Raw genomic sequence first — 18,143 nt, forward strand, 5'->3', positions numbered from 1 at the left:
GTAGCACACACCGCCGGGGCAGGTGCCTTTTCATAATTGACCCATCCCGGCGGGCCGCGGCGACGCACCGTTGTTTGCGCGCGTGTTCAACTGGACGGCCAATCCGGTGACGGCAGCGTGCCTTTGCATGCGTGCCGGACGGTCATGCTGCACTGCGGGGAGCGAGTGCAACCCCCACCGATTTCGCGCCGGGCAACAGTGGTTCGCCGGAGAATGGCGTGCACGAGAAGCGCACATCCCGGGGTGCGTCGGCACCATGAACGTGACGCGCGCCGCGACCTGGTTGATTACGACGTGTAACGGAAGAGCGGGCCGCGCGCCGTCGCGGCGCGCCATGGGCGTACGGCGGCGCGCGCGATTATGCGATGCATGGAATGCGGTGCCGGCCTTTTTCGGGGATTTCGGTGGAATTGGCAGGCAATCGACTGCACCTATCTTGCGGAAAAGTAGTATTTGCCACTGATTGACGGGAATGGTTAGAGATAATCAAATCTCAGTGGTCAAAGGCACAAAGTACGGGGCGACCGCTAGCGTAACCGGCTGAATCAGGATTATCTTTTGGTAACACGACCATCTTGAAACGGGGTGTAAATTCAGGAGCGGATGTAATGAGGCGGTCATTCCGGAAGCGGGGTGGCCGCCATTCGGTTCAGCATCGGGCGCGACTGTCGTGTACGACGCGACGCACATGCGGACGGAATTTCCGTTTGCCGACGTGCCCCGCCTGACGGCGGGTCGCATCAAAGCCGGAACGTCGTGGCTTCCGCAGCCGCGCGTTCCGTTCGAGTTCGATGACAACGAGGCCGGATAACATCCGGCTCGACCTCCGGGGGCTCTCGCCGTGTGCAGTTTCGATCTTCGCCAAAGCTGCGGAAACGCGGCGCGGACAGGCGGCCATGCGCCGCCGGCCGCAGCGCACGCGAACGGTTCGCGGAGTGGAGAAAGTGATGGTTCGTTATGAATATGCCAATAACGCGCGATAAGAGCGCCGGCGCGGGGAGCGGTAACGGGCAGCGTCCGTTGATTTACTGGACGCAGTCGCCGTCCGTCATGCTGCGAAAGGAACTGGCGCGACGCGACTGGAAAGTCTCGATCGTCGCGCAGGCGAGCGAGTTGCGCGACACGTCCGGTGAAATCACCTGCGGCATCCTCGACCTGAGCGGCGGTCATGCCGATGCGATCGGCAGCATCGCGTCGACCTGCGCGTCGATGCGCGATGTCGTCTGGGTCGCGCTCATCGACGTCGGTCAGACCGCGTCGCCGAACGTGCGCGCGCTGTTGCGCGACTATTGTTTCGACTACGTCACGTTGCCCGCGTCGCACCAGCGGATCGCCGATACGGTCGGCCATGCGTACGGCATGGAATGCCTGTTCGCGCGCGACCGTGAACAGCTCGAATCGGAAGAGAAAGGCATCGTCGGCACCTGCAGTGCGATGCTGCGGCTGTTCGATACGGTGCGACGCTTCGCGCGCACCGACGCACCGGTGTTCGTGTTCGGCGAAACCGGAACCGGCAAGGAACTGACGGCGGTCGCGATCCATCGTCATTCGGAGCGGCGCAACGGCCCGTTCGTCGCGGTGAACTGCGGCGCGATTCCGCCGCACCTGCTGCAATCGGAGCTGTTCGGTTACGAGCGCGGTGCGTTTACCGGCGCGAACGCGCGCAAGATCGGTTATGTCGAGGCCGCGAACGGCGGCACGCTGCTGCTCGACGAGATCGGCGACCTGCCGCACGAGAGCCAGGCGAGCCTGCTGCGCTTTCTGCAGGAGCGCTCGATTCACCGACTCGGCGGCAGCGATCCGGTGCCGGTCGACGTCCGGATCGTGTCGGCGACGCACGTCGACCTGCGCGGCGCGATGGAAGAAGGGCGCTTTCGCGCGGACTTGTTCCACCGTCTGTGCGTGATGCGGATCGACCAGCCGCCGCTGCGCGCGCGCGGCAAGGACATCGAACTGCTCGCGCATCACATGCTCGAACGCTTCCGCGGCGACGCGCGCCATCGCGTGCGCGGCTTCTCGACGGATGCGATCACGGCCCTGTACAAGCACGACTGGCCCGGCAATGTCCGCGAGCTGATCAACCGCGTGCGCCGTGCGGTCGTGATGACGGAAGGGCGCCTGATCACCGCGCAGGACCTCGAACTCGAATACTGTCTCGACGCGGCGTCGCCGTCGGTGGCCGACATCCGCAAGTCGATCGAGCGCGAGGCGATCGAAACCGCGTTGCTGCGCACGCGCGGGCGTGTCGCGGCTTCGGCGCGCGAGCTCGGCGTGTCGCGCGCGACGCTGTATCGCTGGATGGAGGCGTACGGGATCGAGCGGCCGCGCGGCACGGGCTCGTCCGACTGAGATTGGACTGGCGACGCTCGCGGCGGCCGCGAGCGTCGCGTCAACCGGCCTGCGTGGCGCGCACCGTTCGCGCGGCGTTCACGGCGCGGATTTCGACAACGGGCGGCGCATCGGCGGCGGCCGGATGCTTCCCGGCATCCCCTGCAATTTCCAGCGGAACGAGCGCGACACGCGCCGGTGTGCCGGGCGCAAGATGGAACCAGTCGTCGCGCGGCATGAAACCCGGCGCGTCGATCTGCACGTGTCGCGCGACGTGTCGCGTATCGATGTCGACGTGCCACGTGTCGCCGCTACGCGATACGCATGCCTCGATCCCGAGTTCGCGACGTGCCAGCACGGCCGGGTGCGTGCGGGACGGGAAATGGAACGCCTGCGACAGCAGCGTGCCGTCGTCGGCGCGCAGCGTCGTGACGACGGTGTCGTGTTCACACGGCCCGAAGCGGTACGCATAGGTCCAGTCGAAGAAGCGACCGAGCAGCTCGGCCGAGCCGATCCGCATTGCGTCGTGCGCGGCGATCCGCACCGGGCAGCCGGCTCGCGCGACCGGCGTGCGGCCGTCGCGCAGCGCGACCAGCTCGAGCGCCGCCGACAGCGGCGCCGGGTGCTCGTTGACCACGTGGACGTCGAGCCCGTTCAGGCCTTCGTCGACGAGCAGCACCTGCACCGGCTGCAGCACCTGGCGCAGCGCATACCACGCCGATTTCGGCCGGTGCGCGGCGTCGATCACACCCCATCCGGCGCCCGGCATCACGTCTTGTAGCTGCCACACGAGCGCGCCGGCGCAGCGCGAGCCGGTGCGCCGCCATTCGGAAAACGTCTCGCGCATCAGGTCCGCGATCACCGCGCGCGACAGCTCGAAGTAGCGCGCCGGATCCTCGCGACGCAGCCGGTCGGGTGCGACGTCGTACAGCGTCTGCAGATAGTGGTCGCGGATGTCGTCGAAATCCCACGACGTGCCGGGGTCGCGCGGCACGGCCGCCTTCCAGCGCGGCTCGTGCACGCCGGGCCAGCCGAGCTCGGCGAGCGTCGCGTCGCATGGCACGTTCGCGAACGCGAGGCATTCGCTCGCGAAGCGCACGTCGGCACGGCGCGCGTCGTCGAGCGGGCGCAGGTACGCGCCGACGCCGTAGTAGTGCGACACGCGTTCGCGCGGCATGAACGGCAGCACGCCGCCGTCGGGCGAATCGGGCACGTACGGGACGTCGGGGCGGCGCGCGGCCGCCAGGCCGGCCAGCCGCTCGGCGGTCAGCTCGACGAAGCGCTGCTTCGGCCCGAGCCCCGACATCGCGGCCTGTTGCGCGATCTCGCTGCCGCCGCACAGCACCGCGAGCGACGGCGACGCGCCGTGACGCGCGAGGAACTGCCGGGCTTCACGGTCGATGTTCTCCGCGAAGCCGGGATCGTCGAGCGCGTAGTCGAAGTTCGCGAACATGAAATCCTGCCAGACCAGCAGCCCGAGCCGGTCGCACCACGCGTGGAAGGCGTCGGCTTCGTAGGTCATCGTGCCGCCGACACGGATCATGTTGAAGCCGGCGTCGCGCGCGAGCCCGAGCAGGCGGCCGTAGGTCGCGTCGTCCGCGTGCAGCGCGAGCGGTGCGGCGCTGCTCCAGCACGCGCCGCGCGCGAACACCGGCACGCCGTTGATGCGCAGCCCGAAGCCCTTGCCGTCGGCGCCGGCGTCGATCTCGATCGTGCGAAAGCCGGTCGAGCCGAGCGGCCGCCGCTCGTCGCCGAGGTGCAGCGCGATCTCGTAGAGTGCCGGCTCGCCGTGCGTATGCGGCCACCAGCGGCGCACGTTGGGTACCGCGATGCTCGCGCGCAGCCGGTCGGCGCCGGCGCGTTCGAGCGTTGCGTGGTGTTCGCCGCACGACAGCCGCGCCGCGAGCGTATCGGGCAGCGGCGCGGAGAACGTCAGCTCCGCGTCGAGCCAGCCCGTGTCGCCTTCGATGCGCGCATGCAGGTCGCAATCGACCAGAACGGGCCCGGCGGCCGGATCGAGCACGTCGACGGGCCGCCACGGGCCCGCCGGCACGTACGGCGGAAACCACCCGGGCATGTGTCCGAACAGCGAGGTGCGGACCGTGCGCAGTGCCGCCGGCTCCGCGAGCCGCGTGCGCCAGCGCGCACGGCGCGGCGCACGCGTGTCACGCAGGTGCGGGGCGAGTGCGCGGAAGCAGAGGGTCAGCCGGTGCGTGCCGTCGAGCGACACGGTAACGTCGTGCGCGACGAACATGCTGTCGGAGCTGAGGAGCAGCGTGTCGTCGAGCCACGCTTGCGCGAGCGTCGCGAGGCCGTGAAAGCGCAGCACGCGCGGCCCGCGTCCGCGCAGCTCGATCCGGTACCAGTGGTCGCGTTCGTCGAGCGTCCCGGCTTCGTCGAGCCGGCCGGCGAGCGCGAGCGCCTGCGCGACCGTGCCGGGCACGGGCGCCGCGATCCAGCCGTCGCCGGCGGCCGGGAGGTCGCGCGGTGCCTGCGCGGCGCCCGCGGCCGTCGCCAGCATCGACCATGCGGGCAGGGCACGTGCGCGCGTCACCGCATGACCGGCACGGGCGCCGTGTCGCTGCGTGCAGGCGTCATGTTCCGCAGCGGCGCGCCAATCTGCCGCGCGCAGGCCACGAGGTCGGCATACGCGGTTTCGATCGCTTCGAGCGTCGAATCGCCGCGCTCTTCCTTGCCGCGCGCGCAGGCGCGCGCGAGCCGGAATTCCAGCACCATCGCTTCGGACGCGATGCGCTCGCATGCGGCGCGGATCTCGGCGAACGGCCCGACGCAGCCGCTGGCCTGCAGCCAGCGCGCGTAATGGCCGAACAGTTCGAAATTCGCGCCGAGCTGCCGCACCGAATTGAACGAGTACGCATGGAAGCGCTCGAGCGGCGAATCGGCGAGCGTCCGCGCATCGGTCTGCAACTGCCGCCGGAATGCCGCGATCGGATTGACGACCGGCAGGCGCCGCAGGTGACGCTGCAGCGCGCCGAGCGACGCTTCGCACAGCGCGCGCTCGTCGAGCGGCGCAAAACGCCGCTTCGCGCATTCGACGTACGGCGGCAGCGTCATCGTCGAGCTGTCGCCGACGAGCCCGTTGTAGTCGAGATCCTCGGCCACGTAATAGCCGCTGTTGTGGAAATAGCCGATCTGGTGCTTGTCGCGGTCGATCGCATCGATGCCGATCGTCGTCTTCGTGTGCTGCGTGCGATAGCTGCTGCCGCGCGTGTCGGGCAGGAACCACGCGTCGACCTCGACGATCATCAGGTGACCGCGCGCGACCTGCGTTTCGATGTGCTGGTCGAGCGGTTCGTAGATCGAGTGTTCCTGCACGACGACGCCGTAGAGCCGCTCCAGTTCGTCGTGCGGAAACTTGAAGAACGTGAACTGGTCGCCCTCGAAATCGAGCGCGATCGTAAACGGCAGCGCCGCGTACGGATTGAAACCCCACCACCGGAGCACTTCGAGCCACATGTCGACGTAGCAGTTGGTCTGCTTCCAGACCATCTCCTGACTGTGCAGCGGGTGCGGCCGGTAGTGGCGCGCGCGGTGGCGCACATCCTCGAACGACGCGTCTTCGCCGTCGCGGGACACGAACCTCATCGCGTGCCCCACAGCACGTCGCGGACTTCGCGCGGCCATGCGTCGAGATCGAAGCCGTGATGGCGGAACAGCGCGAGCGTGAGCCGTTCGAGGCCGAAGCCGACGCAGCCCGTGTGCGCGACGTCGCCCGTCGCGGTGCGGATGTCCCACAGCAGGCCGAAATGGTCCATGTGGTAGTTGAAGCTCAGGCAGGCGGTCTGGCGGTCGTCGTGTTCGATCGGGATCAGCAGCTCGAACTTCAGGTTCTGCTCGCGCTGGCTGTTCGCGACGATCTTGCCGCCGCGGCCGAAGAACGGGTCGTTCGCGAGATCGATCGCGTTCGGCAGGCGCAGCGCCTCGATCATCCGCGTGCCGCGTTCGATCCAGGTCTCGCGGAACGCGACGATCTGCTCGGGCGTGCCGATCCGCACGAACTCGCGCATCCGGAACAACTGCATGCGGGTCGGGTCGAGCGACGGCTCGTGGCGGAAGCAGTACGAGAACACGTCGACGATCCGGCCGTCGCCGGGCAGCGCGCCCGCGCGCGCGACGACGGGATAGACGGGGTAGCACGCGGCCGGCGTCATCACGACGTAGGTCGGCTTCTGGTTTTCGGTCCAGTCGTCGCCGCGATCGAGGCACTGCAGCAGGCGCTGGTGCTGATGCTCGTCGCCGCAGAACGCATGCACGCTGCCCGCGAGCTGCGGAAAGCTCTTCATGTATTCGCTGCGCTCGAACTCCAGGCGGCTCATCGCCGGCGGAAAGCGCAGCACTTCGGCCTGCTGGTCGGCGCCGACGCGCGTGACGAACGCGTCGAGCGCTTCCACGACGCGCTCGAACCGTTCGCTGCGGCCGAACAGGCCCTGGATGCCGGTCGAGACCAGCAGGCCCGCATCGATCAGCGCATCGCGCAGCGGGTTGACGCCCGCGCGGTCGAGCGGTGCATCGGCGGGAGCGGAGGCGGCGGAGGGCACGGCGAGGCGATCGTTCACGTATGTTTCTCCAGCGTCGCAGGACGCAGCGCGAGCAGCAGGCTCGCGGTGTTGGCGGCAATGCGGTCGTTGCTGATCATCAGCGGCGCCGCGTACAGGTCGCGAATATGGCGGCCGATGCTGAACGGCGTGCCTTGCTTGTAACCGGCCATCCCGCAGATCATCATCGCCTGGTGCGCGACTTCCAGCGCGGTCGCCGACACGTAGGTCTTCAGCGTGTTGATCTCGGCGGCCCAGGCCATGCCGGCCGACCACGAACGGGCTGACGCGTTCGCATAAAGGTGCAGCACGTGGTCGACGCGGGTCTGCATCGCCTGCATCAGCGCGAGCGATTCGGCGATGCGCCGCGCCGCGGGCGACGGCGCGCCGTCGGTCTGGCGTGCCTGCGCGCGGAAGAACTGGTGCGCGCGGTGGAACGCGTCGCCGGCCACGCCGATCCACACCGCGGCCCACAGGATGTGCGAGACCGGCACCATCGTTTCCTCGGCGATCTTCGCGAACGGCACGGGCAGGCACTGGACGGTGGCGCCTTGCGCATCGAGCGCGAAGCCGTTGCTGCACGTGCCGCGCATGCCGAGCGTGTCCCATTCGCCGCGGCGCGTGAGCGTATAACCGTCGCGCAGCAGCGTGACGAGTACCTGTTCGGAAGGCGGCGCGTCCGCGTCGCGTCGCGCAGTGGCCAGGATGCCGTCCGCGTAGTCGCCGTACGAGATCGTCGGCGCGGATTTGCGCAGCCGGAACTCGCCGCCGTCGGTTTCGAGCGCGCACTGGCTCGCGCGCAGGTTGCCGCCGACGCCGTCTTCCGACGTCGCCGACGCGAGCAGCCACTGGTGGCGCACGAGCTGTTGCAGGAACAGCTTGTGCCAGCCCTGGTCGACGGCGTGGTTGACGATGCAGGCGACCTGGATCTGGTGCATCGCGAACACCATCGCCGACGATGCGCAGGCCTGGCCGAGGATCGAGCAGGCGGACGCGACGTCGGCCAGCGATGCGCCGGCGCCGCCCAGATGGGTCGGCACCATCGCGCTCAGCAGCCGGCGCGCGCGCATCGCCTCGATTGCCTCGACGGGGCAGCGCGCGTCGCGATCGACCGCATCCGCGTGCTGCGCGGCGATCTGTGCTACGGCATGCGCGGCCTCGTCGAGCCGATGCGCGTCGCTGTCGGCCGCGAGTTCGGGAAGCAGCCCGCTCATGCGGAATGCTCGGTGCGTTGAAGTGTGGCGATCGTGTCCGCGAGCGCATCGATGCTGCGGAACAGGTTGCGGTTCAGCATCTCGTCGGGAATCTCGATGTTGAACTGCTTCTCGATCGCGAGCATCAGCTGGATCGTATCGAGCGAGGAGAGGCCCGCTTCGTAGAGGTCGTCCCCGTCGCCGATCGAATCGATCGCGGCTTCGAGATGGGCGACGTGCCTGAGGATGGTTCTGATTTCGTTTTTCACGTGCTGCTCCGGCGTGCGTGGTGTCGTCCGCTCGGGCAGACGCGCGTTATGCGCTGACGTCCCCCCGGCAGTCCGGCATCAGTAGACCATTGGCAGGCACGGCGTTCTGTTCGCCACCCTACAAACAGCTAACCCCGATGCGGCTGGCGCCAAAGCGCCGCACCGATCGGGCAGGCCAATCAGGCGCGCGCCGCGGCCGGCACACCCGAGTCGGCCGACAGGATGCGCTTCATCTCGTCGCGCACGATCGCGCGGCAGCCGCACGACATTTTTTCGAGGCCGTCGAGGTCGGCCAGCTCGATCGAGCTTCGGTATTGCCGGATCAGGCCGAGCTTCTGGATTTCGCCGGCGGCATCCGTCACCGTTTCCCGCCGCACGCCGAGCATCTGCGCCAGCATGCTGTGCGTCACCTGGATCTCGATGCTGCGCGTCCGGTCGTACGCCAGCAGGAACCATCTGCATAACTGATGTTTGAGCACGTGATGACGGCTGCAGAACGTGATCTGCGACACCTGCGCCATCAGCAGCCGCACGCAGACGAACACCAGATGGCGGATCACCGGCGACGCATCGAACGCGGCGGCGAATACACGCCGGTCGAGCCGGTAGACGAAGCCGTCGCGGCAGGCGACCGCACGGCAGGGCATCCGGCCGCTGCCGCCGGTCACGTCGTCGCACACCACGCTCTCGCTGCCGATCTCCGCGACCTCCAGCGTCATGCCGCCGGACGACACGTACTGCAGCGAAATCGCCGTCGTGACGGGCAGGTAGACCGCGGCCAGCATCTCGCCGGGTTCGCAGAGCACTTGCCCCGATTTCAGGTGGACGAGTTGAAGATGGGGGACCAGCGTGGCGAGCTCGTCCCGATCGATGGCCGCGAGAAACCGGTTGGCATCGAAGCTGTGGGAAAGCTCGATCATGCCGTTCGCGTGCGCGACGGCGTCAAGGGCCTGGAGAGTCACGGCACATCCTCGTAGGGTGGCGGTCGCGCGTCGTCGCGGCGATACCCCGTAAATCGGGATTTCGCACGATCGTGCGGACTTGTGTTCGTCGAAAATAAAATGACGATGCTGGCGAAAAGGCTAACACGCAATTGAATTAAAACAATTGCACCTTGCGTCATCTCACAAAGTTTGACGATTGGGATTGGGCGAAAACGTTATGTGGATTTAATGATTCATTTCCACGAAATTAATCATCCGGAAACGGAATGACAGGCCGGCGAACCATTCGATGTCGAACGGGAATCAATCGCGCGACGCAGCGCATCGTACAGCGAAAAGTGCCGGGCGCACATTGAACACTATTTGACAAATGCTCGAGCAATGAAAAATTGGTCATATGGATCAATGGCTTGCGTGCGATGTGTGCGGTGGCGTACAGATCCGGGAATTAGTGCACAGATTCAAATTTGAGACAGTTTCAAACGTGTGTCTGAGGCGTGGGGTCGCTGCGGAGCGCCGCCCGGCACATCACGGAAACAATTGAAAATCGGCTGTAAGTATTTGAACGATAAGCCTCGCAGGCTCCGAAGCGACTGCTCCAGCACGACGTGCGCGATTTGATCAGTCGAATGGCGAGCCGGGTCCTTTGCACGGAAGAGTGTCCGTCGCACGGAAGAGTGTCCGGAAATGAGACGCTTTTTTTGCTTTTAGACGGCTAATTCGATCGATCTAAATCGGACGTGATTCATATATTAAGCATGGGCGGGTATTGGCACGTAAATCGCTTATTCGGGCTGGCGTGTCGAAACGGGACGGTCGATTCAATCCGACGGCAACAAGCCGACGGTCAATCGGATTCAGGGTTGTGGGCCGCAACCACTGTCAACGTCCGGGCGCGCATCGCGATAACGAGTTCCGTGCACGCGGCTGCAGGCTGCACGGACAATAAAAGGATACAGACATGCTTCATCTTCACTCGAGCTACTCGGCGAATGCCATCCTCGATGCCCTCCCGGAGGACAGCATCCGCGCCATCGCACCACACCTCGAACTGGTCAGGATCAAGGCCGGCATGCTTGACCGGGTCGGCGAGCCGATGCGTCACATGCATTTTCCGACGACGGCGATGATGTCGGTGCAGCACCTGATGGAGGACGGTGCGATGGTCGAGGTGGCGGTGGTCGGCCGCGAGGGCGTGGTCGGGCTCGCGACGCTGGTCGGCGGCGCCGCGGCGTCGAGCCGGATCGAGGTCCGCATCGGCGGGATGGCGTATCGCGTGCCGAGCTGTGTGATGCGCACCGAATTCGAGCGCTCGCCGGCAACCTACCGGCTGCTGCTCAACTACTGCCAGGCGACGATGGCGCAGATTTCGCGCAGCGCGCTGTGCAACCGGCATCACTCGGTCAGCGAGCAGCTCAGCCGCTGGCTGCTGCTGGCGCACGACCGTATCGACGGCGACGAGCTGGCCGTCACGCAGCAAACCATCGCGAACATGCTCGGCGTGCGGCGCGAGGGTGTGACGGAAGCGGCCGGCAGCCTGCAGGAAGCCGGGCTGATCCGGCAGCGCCGCGGCCGCATCACGGTGCTCGACCGCGACGGTCTCGAACATCACGCATGCGAATGCTACGACCTGATTCGCGCCGACTATCGCCGGTTGCTCGGCACGCGCGGGAATACGAGGCCGACGCCGGTTCGCCCCCGCCTGCCGGAGGTACGTTGCGGATTCCCGGCACATGGTGCGTGACGATGCAGTCGATGTCCGGTGGAACGAATGCGATGCGGCGTGCCGCGATCGCGGCGGCCGACGTCGTGCTCGCGCTGGCCGGCGCGCTTGCGGCGCAGGCGGCGTCGGGCCTTGCCTGGCGCGAGTTGTCCGACGCGCAGCGCGGCGCGATCGCGCTGCTGTGCGTGCTGACCGCGGCGCTGCTGCCGCGCTACCTGCGCACCGTGCGCGGCGGCATGGCGGCGCAGGGCGGCGTGCACGCGCTGACGCAGACGATGGTTGCCGTCGTCTGCGCGAGCGTGCTCACGGTGGCCGGCACGATGTGGATCATGAACCGCGGCGGCACGGTCACGCCCCGCTGGATCGTGCGCACGGTGCTGGCCGGCGACGCGGCGCTGCTGCTCGGTCGCGCGGTGCTGCTGGCACTCGCGCTGACACGTGACGATCCGCGCGCGCGACAGCGCCGCGTCGCCGTCGTCGGCGCAACGGCGTACGGGCGCGTGGCGATCGAGCGGATGCAACTGGCGCCGAATGGCCCCTTCGTGGCGGCGTGCGTATTCGACGACGACACGCAGGCCGCCACGGGCGGCATCGGCGGCGTACCCGTGATCGACGACTGGAACACCTTGCGCGACCTGATTCGTGGCGGCGAGATCGACGAGGTGTGGCTCACGCTGCCGATGTCGCACGAGTGGCGGATCCAGCGCATCGTGCGCGAGTTGCGCGACGAATTCGTCGAGCTGCGGCTGTTGCCCGACGTGCGGCGGATGGCGGTGATCGATCGCTCGGCGACCGACGTGCTTGGCATGCCGGCGATCAATCTCGCGACTACGCCGCGCTCCGCGCCGGAGCTGTGGGCGAAGTTCGCGTTCGACCGGCTGTTCGCGGTCGGCGTGCTGATTCCGTTGCTGCCGCTGCTGTCGATGCTGGCGATCGCGGTCAAGCTGTCGTCGCCGGGGCCCGTGCTGTTCAGGCAGCGCCGCAAGGGCGTCGACGGCCGCGAGTTCAACATCCTGAAGTTCAGGACGATGCGCGTGCATCGTGCGCAGCCGGGCGTCGTGCGGCAGGCATCGCGCAACGATTCGCGGATCACCTCGGTCGGCGCGTTCCTGCGGCGCACGTCGCTCGACGAGCTGCCGCAGTTTTTCAACGTGCTGTTCGGGCAGATGTCGGTCGTCGGCCCGCGCCCGCACGCGATCGAACACGATGACTTCTATCGGCAGCTGATCGACAGCTACATGTACCGCTACCGCGTGCGGCCCGGCATCACCGGGTGGGCACAGGTGAACGGCTATCGCGGCGAGACGCGCAAGGTCGAGGCGATGGAAGCGCGCGTGAAGTTCGATCTCTTCTACATGCAGAACTGGAGCTTCTGGTTCGACATGAAGATCATCCTGTTGACGGTCGTGCGCGGTTTCACCGGGCGGAATGCTTTCTGAGGATTGCGAATCATCCAGGAAGTGGTGCGTCGTGTGAAAAGCCGCCAACGAACGGGTTGGCGGCGGTACGAGTGTGTCGAAGGAAGCCTGCAGTGGCGCAGCGAATTGCTGCACTGCAGTTGCGCCACCGGGCTTCCCGGCACACATCGAGCGTGGCGATTTCGCGTCGGTCCCCAGTTTCCGCGAGCGTGTCGCGCGCGTCGACGGCCCGCTGATTCCCGTCAACACACACGTGTTCAATGGGTTTATCCTGCATCGAATGCGTTCGGCGCTTCACGTGTCCGGGCGTGCATCCGGGCGCGGCGGCGCCGGTCTTGCCATGCCCGCCGCACACCGGCGCGACACCGCGCGCCGCATTTCCGCGCGGAACCCGGAACAGGAGAGATGGCCATGGCGCTCGACCAACAACAACGGCGGACGCTGCAACAGCGCCTGAACGAGAGCGAGTTGACGTTGCGTGCGGAAATCCGCACGAGCGAAGACCAGCGCGCGTCGGAATCCTATGCGGACCTTGCCGGCGCGGCGCCGGACGAGGGCGACGAGGCAAACGCGGACCTGTTCGTCGACGTCGACCATGCACTGATCGGCATGAAGCTGACCGAACTGCGTGCCGTCGGCCGCGCCCAGCAGCGGATGCGCGACGGCAGCTACGGCGAATGCATCGATTGCGATGCACAAGTCGCCTACGCGCGCCTGCTCGCGCGTCCGACCGCCGAACGCTGCACGCATTGCCAGTCGATCTACGAACGACGGTACGCCACGACACCACGCGCATCGCTCTGACGTGACGGCCGCCTGCGCGCTGCATGTGCTGCGCGGTCGGCGTACGATGACGAACGGGCGCCCGGCGGCGTCGACATGCGGCGCCGGGCAGGCAGGCGCCGTCGCGCACGCGCGGCGTCATCCACGTGGAAGGGAGCCACGCCGATCATGCCGATCCGCAATGCCGAGTGCGCGGCCGTGTTCGCCGAGATCGCCGACATGCTCGAGATCCAGGGCGCCAACCCGTTCCGCGTGCGTGCGTACCGCAATGCCGCGCGTACCATCGCCGACTACGGGCGCGATATTCCGACGATGGTCGCGAACGGCGACGATCTCGGGAAGATTCCGTCGATCGGGCCCGACCTCGCGTCGAAGCTGCGCGAGATCGCCGCGACCGGCACCTGCGAACTGCAGCAAACGCTGCGCCATGCGCTGCCGGGCGCGATCGTCGAACTGCTCGAGGTGCCGGGGCTCGGCGCGAAGCGCGTGAAAGCGCTGCATGACGCGCTGCACGTCGATTCGCTCGAACAGTTGCGCACCGAAGCGAAGAACGGGCACGTGCGCGAGCTGCCGGGCTTCGGCGCGAGAACCGAAGCGCACCTGCTCGACGCGATCGACGAGCGCTTGCGCGATCCGCAACGTTTCCTGCTGCCGGATGCCGCGCACGCGCTGATGCCGTTGCTCGAACGGCTGCGCGCGGTCGCAGGCGTCGGCAAGGCCGTGCCGGCCGGCAGTTTTCGCCGTCGCCGCGAGACGGTCGGCGATCTCGACATCCTCGTTACCTCACGCGATCCGGTCGCCGTCGCCGACGCATTCGTCGGCTACGGCGACGTGGCGCGCGTGCTCGCACACGGCAAGACGCGTTCGAGCGTCGTGCTCGTCAACGGGTTGCAGGTCGACCTGCGCGTCGTCGATGCCGATGCGTTCGGCGCGGCGCTCGTCTACTTCACGGGATCGAAGGCGCACAACATCACGCTGCGCAGGATCGCGCAGGCCGGCGGGCTGAAGATCAACGAATACGGCGTGTTTCGCGGCGACGAACGGATTGCCGGCGCGACGGAGGCATCGGTCTACGAAGCAATCGGGCTGCACGAGGTACCACCCGAACTGCGCGAGGATCGCGGCGAGATCGACGCGTCGCGCGCCGGCACGCTGCCGGTGCTGGTCGAGCGCAAGCACGTCCGCGGCGACCTGCATGCGCATACCGACGCATCGGCCGGCCGCGACAGCCTGCGCGCAATGGCCGATGCGGCGCGCGCACGCGGGCTCGCGTATCTGGCCATCACCGACCGGACGCCGCATGCCGGCGGTGGCCGCAACGCGTTCGAATGGCTCGCGCGGCAGCTCGACGAGATCGATCGCGTCAATGCGTCGTTCGACGATTTCGTGCTGCTCAAGGGCGTGGAGGCCGGCATTCGCGAAGACGGCAGCCTCGACGTGCCCGATGCGATGCTCGGCCGGCTCGATCTCGTGGTCGGCGCGGTACGCGACGGCTTCGACCTGTCGCGCGACGCGCAGACCGAGCGCATGCTGCGCGCGATGGACCATCCGCATTTCACGATGCTCGCGCACCCGACCGGCCGCATGCTCGGCGAGCGCGACGCATGCGAACTCGACCTGCCGCGTGTGATCGCACAGGCCGCGGCGCGCGGCTGCTTCGTCGAACTCGATGCGCAGCCGCGGCGGCTCGACCTGCCGGACATCTGGTGCCGCGAGGCCGCGAAGGCCGGTGTGCCGGTGGCGATCGGTTCGGATGCGTGCAGCGCGGATGAACTCGACAATCTCGCGTACGGGGTCGATCAGGCGCGGCGCGGCTGGCTTACGCGGCAGGACGTGCTGAACACGCGCACGCTCGCGCAACTGCGGCCGCTGCTGGCGCGCACGATGGGGGCGGGCGGCGCGTCGAAGCGCGGCCGCTCGAAGGGCGCGTGAAGGCGGCCGGCAGCGCGTGCCGCCCGCCGTGCGTCCAGGTCAGGCCAGCACGCCGGCCGCCGGGACATAAGGCAGGCCGAGTGCCTGCGCGACCGCTTCGTACGTGATGTGTCCGTCGCAGACGTTCAGGCCCGCGCGCAGGTGCGGATCGTCGGTCATCGCCTGCTTCCAGCCCTTGTCGGCGAGCGCGAGCGCAGCCCCAAGCGTCGCGTTGTTCAGCGCGAAGGTCGACGTGCGCGCGACCGCGCCGGGCATGTTCGCGACGCAGTAGTGCACGACGCCGTCGACGACGAAGGTCGGGTCCGCGTGCGTCGTCGCGTGCGATGTCTCGAAGCATCCGCCCTGGTCGATCGCGACGTCGACGACGACGGCCCCCGTGCGCATCGTCGCGATCATGTCGCGCGTGACGAGCCGCGGCGCCGATGCGCCGGGCACGAGCACGGCGCCGATCACGACGTCGGCATCGCGTACGGCTTCGTCGATCGTGTGCGCGTTCGAGCAGACGGTCGTGATCCGGTTCGCGAAGACCAGGTCGAGCTGGCGCAACCGGTTCACGTTGGTGTCGAGCACGGTCACGCGCGCGCCGAGACCGACCGCCATCTGCAGCGCGCCGGTGCCGACCACGCCCGCGCCGAGCACGACGACATGCGCGGCCGGTACGCCGGGCACGCCCGCCATCAGCAGGCCGCGGCCGCCGCGCGGGCTTTCGAGATGGGTCGCCGCGACCTGGATCGACATGCGTCCGGCCACCTCGCTCATCGGCGCAAGCAGCGGCAGGCCGCCGCCGGGGCCCGTCACGGTTTCGTATGCGATGCAGACGGCGCCGGATTTCACGAGCGCGGCCGCCTGATCGGGATCGGGCGCGAGATGCAGGTACGTGTAGAGAATCTGGCCGCGCCGCAGCATCGCGCATTCGACCGGCTGCGGCTCCTTGACCTTGACGATCATGTCGGCGCGTGCGAAGACTTCGTCGGCCCCGTCGCACAGCGACGCGCCCGCGGCCGTGTAGTCGTTGTCGAGCAGGCCGATCGCAGTACCCGCGCCGCGCTGCACGAGCACGGAATGGCCGTGCCGCGTGAGTTCGTGTGCGCTGGCCGGCGTGAGGCCGACGCGGTATTCGTGGTTCTTGATCTCCTTCGGCACACCGATCAGCATGAGTCACCTCCATGGCCTTCGTTATCGTTGTCGTGCATCCACTCGGCGCGGCGGACGATGCACGTGCGGCCGCTGGCGCAGGGGCGTGCGGGCCGCAGTACTGGAATAACAGCGTAGTAGTGCGCGGAGGGAAGTCAAGCGGCCGGCCGGCGTAACGATGCACGCGCACTGCATCGCAACATGCGCAGTCGCGGGTTGCGACCGGACGTCGCAATGCACGCGTTGCCGGGTTTCGGTATCGTCATGCGTGGCGCGGGCCGGGGCCGCGTGCCGGAACCGTTCCGGCAGAACAACGACACATCGAGACGAGGACATTTACCGACATGACCGGTGCGTATTTCAGCGTGCCGACGCTTTGCGCGATTGCGCTCGTTCACGTCTACTGGGCGTTCGGCGGGCGGCTGGGCAAGCGTGCGGCCATTCCGGAACAGGACGGCGAGCCGCTGCTGCGGCCGACCGCCGTCGGCACGCTCGCCGTCGCGGCGGCGCTGCTGGCCGGCGCATGCATGGTCGCCACGCGAGCCGGCTGGTTCGGGCGGAACCCGTATCCCGGCACGATCGCGTGCGCGGTCGTTGCGCTCGCATTGATCTTCGCGGTGCGGGCCGTTGGTGATTTCCGCTACGTCGGTTTCTTCAAGCGGATTCGCGGGTCGCGTTTCGCGCGGATGGACACGCTGTACTACTCGCCGCTTTGTGCGGCCCTCGCGCTGTCCATCGCGTCGATGTTCTGGCCGTGGTGAGCGGCGTGCGGCTCAGCACGCAGGCGGATCGATCGGTGTGAGGCATTCGGCCGGCACCGCATCGGTCAGCCATACGCCGTTTTCGGCGACGAAGAACGTGTGGCCTTGCCGCTGCATGCGCTGCGCATCGATCTCGAGAATCACGGGTACGCCGTAGCGTGTACCGACGGCCAGTGCCGTCCCGATGTCCGGCGACAGATGTACGTGATGTCGGGCGCCGGGCTTCAGCCCTTGTGCACGAATCGAATCCAGAAAGCGCGTCGCGGTGCCGTGATAGAGGCGCTCGGGCGGCTGCGCGGCCGGATACCGGCGTTGCACGGCGGACGTCGAATGGCCTTGTACCGCGCGGATGCGTCGACGGTCGTCGGAGAGGGCGAAACGCTGCTTGTCGCTGGTCGCGCAGACGGTTTCAATCGTCGCGCGATCGAGGCTGCGCCCGTTGCGGGCAGCGCCGGCGATCAGCTCGCCGATGTCGGCCCAGCCTTCCGGGTCGAGTTGCAGGCCGATCGTCTGCGGTGCGTGGCGCAGCAGGTAGCTGAGGGTTTTGCTGATACTGGTCGCGTCGGGCGCCAGCGATTTGTTGTTCTGTGTATTCATGAGACGCGGAGGCTACCAGACCGCGTTGCAAACCGGCACCGTCGCGTTGCGCCAGCGTGGCTGGAAAGAGACAGTCATTGGCCCGGCCCGACGCAGAACAATCGTCTGCCCGGCGGGCGGTTCGGCCTGTCATCGCGCGGTCCTTGCGCATTCCACATCCCGGATTTTTCAATTGTTGCAGTTTTCGATGCATTGAATTGCATTGAACCGTCTAGTAATGGAACCGGTTCCATTTATAATTCGCGCCACGCGTCGCCGGACCCGAAAGAGGGTCGTGCACGTTGCGCTTGCCGTCGGCAAACGTGGCGTCTAAGTTGAATCAGGGTCATGGCGATGGCGGGCAGATACGGGCCGATGGCTGGTATTTGTCCGACGATAAGGCCCACGTAGAGGTCGATCCGCGCAGCGCCTCCGGAACCCGGCGCGCACGCGGCTGCATCGAGGTTGTTCGCAGCATCCGAAAGAACAGGACGGCCGGCCGCGTGCGGCATGGCTGCCGTGCCGG

The 18,143-nt window shown here is 67.5% G+C and carries 14 protein-coding genes; 6 read left to right on the forward strand and 8 right to left on the reverse strand.

The window, feature by feature from the left end:
* Window positions 1–957 precede the first annotated feature (957 nt).
* Entirely contained in the window at window positions 958–2,349 is a 1,392-nt protein-coding gene (locus tag ACN22W_RS21095) for a sigma-54 dependent transcriptional regulator (protein WP_164992106.1), read from the forward strand.
* 40 nt (window positions 2,350–2,389) lie between these two features.
* Here the strand turns inward: ACN22W_RS21095 and ACN22W_RS21100 are convergent, their stop codons facing one another.
* From ACN22W_RS21100 to ACN22W_RS21125, 6 genes are all read right to left on the reverse strand, one after another.
* Entirely contained in the window at window positions 2,390–4,882 is a 2,493-nt protein-coding gene (locus tag ACN22W_RS21100; RefSeq protein ID WP_419689272.1) for a glycoside hydrolase family 2 protein, read from the reverse strand.
* The gene (locus ACN22W_RS21105; protein WP_419689273.1) at window positions 4,879–5,934 is read right to left on the reverse strand and encodes a DUF1839 family protein; all 1,056 of its coding nucleotides are present in this window, start codon (window positions 5,932–5,934) and stop codon (window positions 4,879–4,881) included. Before ACN22W_RS21105 ends, ACN22W_RS21100 begins: the two co-directional genes overlap by 4 nt.
* On the reverse strand, window positions 5,931–6,905 hold the full coding sequence (locus ACN22W_RS21110; protein WP_193100696.1) for an amino acid--[acyl-carrier-protein] ligase: 975 nt from the start codon (window positions 6,903–6,905) through the stop codon (window positions 5,931–5,933). The genes ACN22W_RS21105 and ACN22W_RS21110 overlap by 4 nt, the downstream gene beginning before the upstream one ends.
* Complete coding sequence (locus ACN22W_RS21115; protein WP_343493740.1) at window positions 6,902–8,098, reverse strand: acyl-CoA dehydrogenase family protein; 1,197 nt, start codon at window positions 8,096–8,098, stop codon at window positions 6,902–6,904. The genes ACN22W_RS21110 and ACN22W_RS21115 overlap by 4 nt, the downstream gene beginning before the upstream one ends.
* On the reverse strand, window positions 8,095–8,346 hold the full coding sequence (locus tag ACN22W_RS21120) for an acyl carrier protein (RefSeq protein ID WP_129517227.1): 252 nt from the start codon (window positions 8,344–8,346) through the stop codon (window positions 8,095–8,097). The genes ACN22W_RS21115 and ACN22W_RS21120 overlap by 4 nt, the downstream gene beginning before the upstream one ends.
* Window positions 8,347–8,525: 179 nt before the next feature.
* The gene (locus ACN22W_RS21125) at window positions 8,526–9,308 is read right to left on the reverse strand and encodes a Crp/Fnr family transcriptional regulator (RefSeq protein ID WP_419689274.1); all 783 of its coding nucleotides are present in this window, start codon (window positions 9,306–9,308) and stop codon (window positions 8,526–8,528) included.
* A gap of 943 nt (window positions 9,309–10,251) precedes the next feature.
* Here ACN22W_RS21125 and ACN22W_RS21130 point away from each other — a divergent pair.
* The 4 genes from ACN22W_RS21130 (at window position 10,252) to polX (ending at window position 15,146) form a co-directional block, all read left to right on the forward strand.
* A complete protein-coding gene (locus tag ACN22W_RS21130; RefSeq protein WP_419689275.1) occupies window positions 10,252–11,034 on the forward strand; it encodes a Crp/Fnr family transcriptional regulator in 783 nt (260 codons plus the stop codon).
* 11 nt (window positions 11,035–11,045) lie between these two features.
* Window positions 11,046–12,452 carry an undecaprenyl-phosphate glucose phosphotransferase gene (locus tag ACN22W_RS21135; protein WP_419689276.1) on the forward strand — a complete coding sequence of 469 codons (1,407 nt, stop codon included), beginning with the start codon at window positions 11,046–11,048 and terminating at the stop codon, window positions 12,450–12,452.
* 390 nt (window positions 12,453–12,842) lie between these two features.
* The gene (locus ACN22W_RS21140; RefSeq protein ID WP_129517231.1) at window positions 12,843–13,235 is read left to right on the forward strand and encodes a TraR/DksA family transcriptional regulator; all 393 of its coding nucleotides are present in this window, start codon (window positions 12,843–12,845) and stop codon (window positions 13,233–13,235) included.
* 147 nt (window positions 13,236–13,382) lie between these two features.
* Complete coding sequence (gene polX / locus ACN22W_RS21145) at window positions 13,383–15,146, forward strand: DNA polymerase/3'-5' exonuclease PolX (RefSeq protein ID WP_419689277.1); 1,764 nt, start codon at window positions 13,383–13,385, stop codon at window positions 15,144–15,146.
* A gap of 39 nt (window positions 15,147–15,185) precedes the next feature.
* Here the strand turns inward: polX and ald are convergent, their stop codons facing one another.
* On the reverse strand, window positions 15,186–16,301 hold the full coding sequence (gene ald, locus ACN22W_RS21150) for an alanine dehydrogenase (protein ID WP_419689278.1): 1,116 nt from the start codon (window positions 16,299–16,301) through the stop codon (window positions 15,186–15,188).
* 323 nt (window positions 16,302–16,624) lie between these two features.
* Here ald and ACN22W_RS21155 point away from each other — a divergent pair, with 323 nt between their 5' ends.
* A complete protein-coding gene (locus ACN22W_RS21155) occupies window positions 16,625–17,041 on the forward strand; it encodes a DUF3995 domain-containing protein (RefSeq protein ID WP_419689279.1) in 417 nt (138 codons plus the stop codon).
* 12 nt (window positions 17,042–17,053) lie between these two features.
* Here the strand turns inward: ACN22W_RS21155 and ACN22W_RS21160 are convergent, their stop codons facing one another.
* Window positions 17,054–17,638 (reverse strand): RNA 2'-phosphotransferase, encoded by a 585-nt coding sequence (locus ACN22W_RS21160; protein WP_419689280.1) that lies wholly within the window; start codon window positions 17,636–17,638, stop codon window positions 17,054–17,056.
* Window positions 17,639–18,143: the final 505 nt, after the last annotated feature.

This window comes from Burkholderia theae, assembly GCF_048565265.1.
Lineage (GTDB): Bacteria > Pseudomonadota > Gammaproteobacteria > Burkholderiales > Burkholderiaceae > Burkholderia > Burkholderia theae.

What these genes read in the sequence shown, in the direction of transcription:
- ald (WP_419689278.1), bottom strand. Translation starts at nt 16,301, where the DNA reads ATGCTGATCGGTGTGCCGAAGGAGATCAAGAACCACGAATACCGCGTC.
- ACN22W_RS21155 (WP_419689279.1), top strand. Translation starts at nt 16,625, where the DNA reads ATGACCGGTGCGTATTTCAGCGTGCCGACGCTTTGCGCGATTGCGCTC.
- polX (WP_419689277.1), top strand. Translation starts at nt 13,383, where the DNA reads ATGCCGATCCGCAATGCCGAGTGCGCGGCCGTGTTCGCCGAGATCGCC.
- ACN22W_RS21115 (WP_343493740.1), bottom strand. Translation starts at nt 8,098, where the DNA reads ATGAGCGGGCTGCTTCCCGAACTCGCGGCCGACAGCGACGCGCATCGG.
- ACN22W_RS21105 (WP_419689273.1), bottom strand. Translation starts at nt 5,934, where the DNA reads ATGAGGTTCGTGTCCCGCGACGGCGAAGACGCGTCGTTCGAGGATGTG.
- ACN22W_RS21130 (WP_419689275.1), top strand. Translation starts at nt 10,252, where the DNA reads ATGCTTCATCTTCACTCGAGCTACTCGGCGAATGCCATCCTCGATGCC.
- ACN22W_RS21160 (WP_419689280.1), bottom strand. Translation starts at nt 17,638, where the DNA reads ATGAATACACAGAACAACAAATCGCTGGCGCCCGACGCGACCAGTATC.
- ACN22W_RS21135 (WP_419689276.1), top strand. Translation starts at nt 11,046, where the DNA reads ATGTCCGGTGGAACGAATGCGATGCGGCGTGCCGCGATCGCGGCGGCC.
- ACN22W_RS21095 (WP_164992106.1), top strand. Translation starts at nt 958, where the DNA reads ATGAATATGCCAATAACGCGCGATAAGAGCGCCGGCGCGGGGAGCGGT.
- ACN22W_RS21140 (WP_129517231.1), top strand. Translation starts at nt 12,843, where the DNA reads ATGGCGCTCGACCAACAACAACGGCGGACGCTGCAACAGCGCCTGAAC.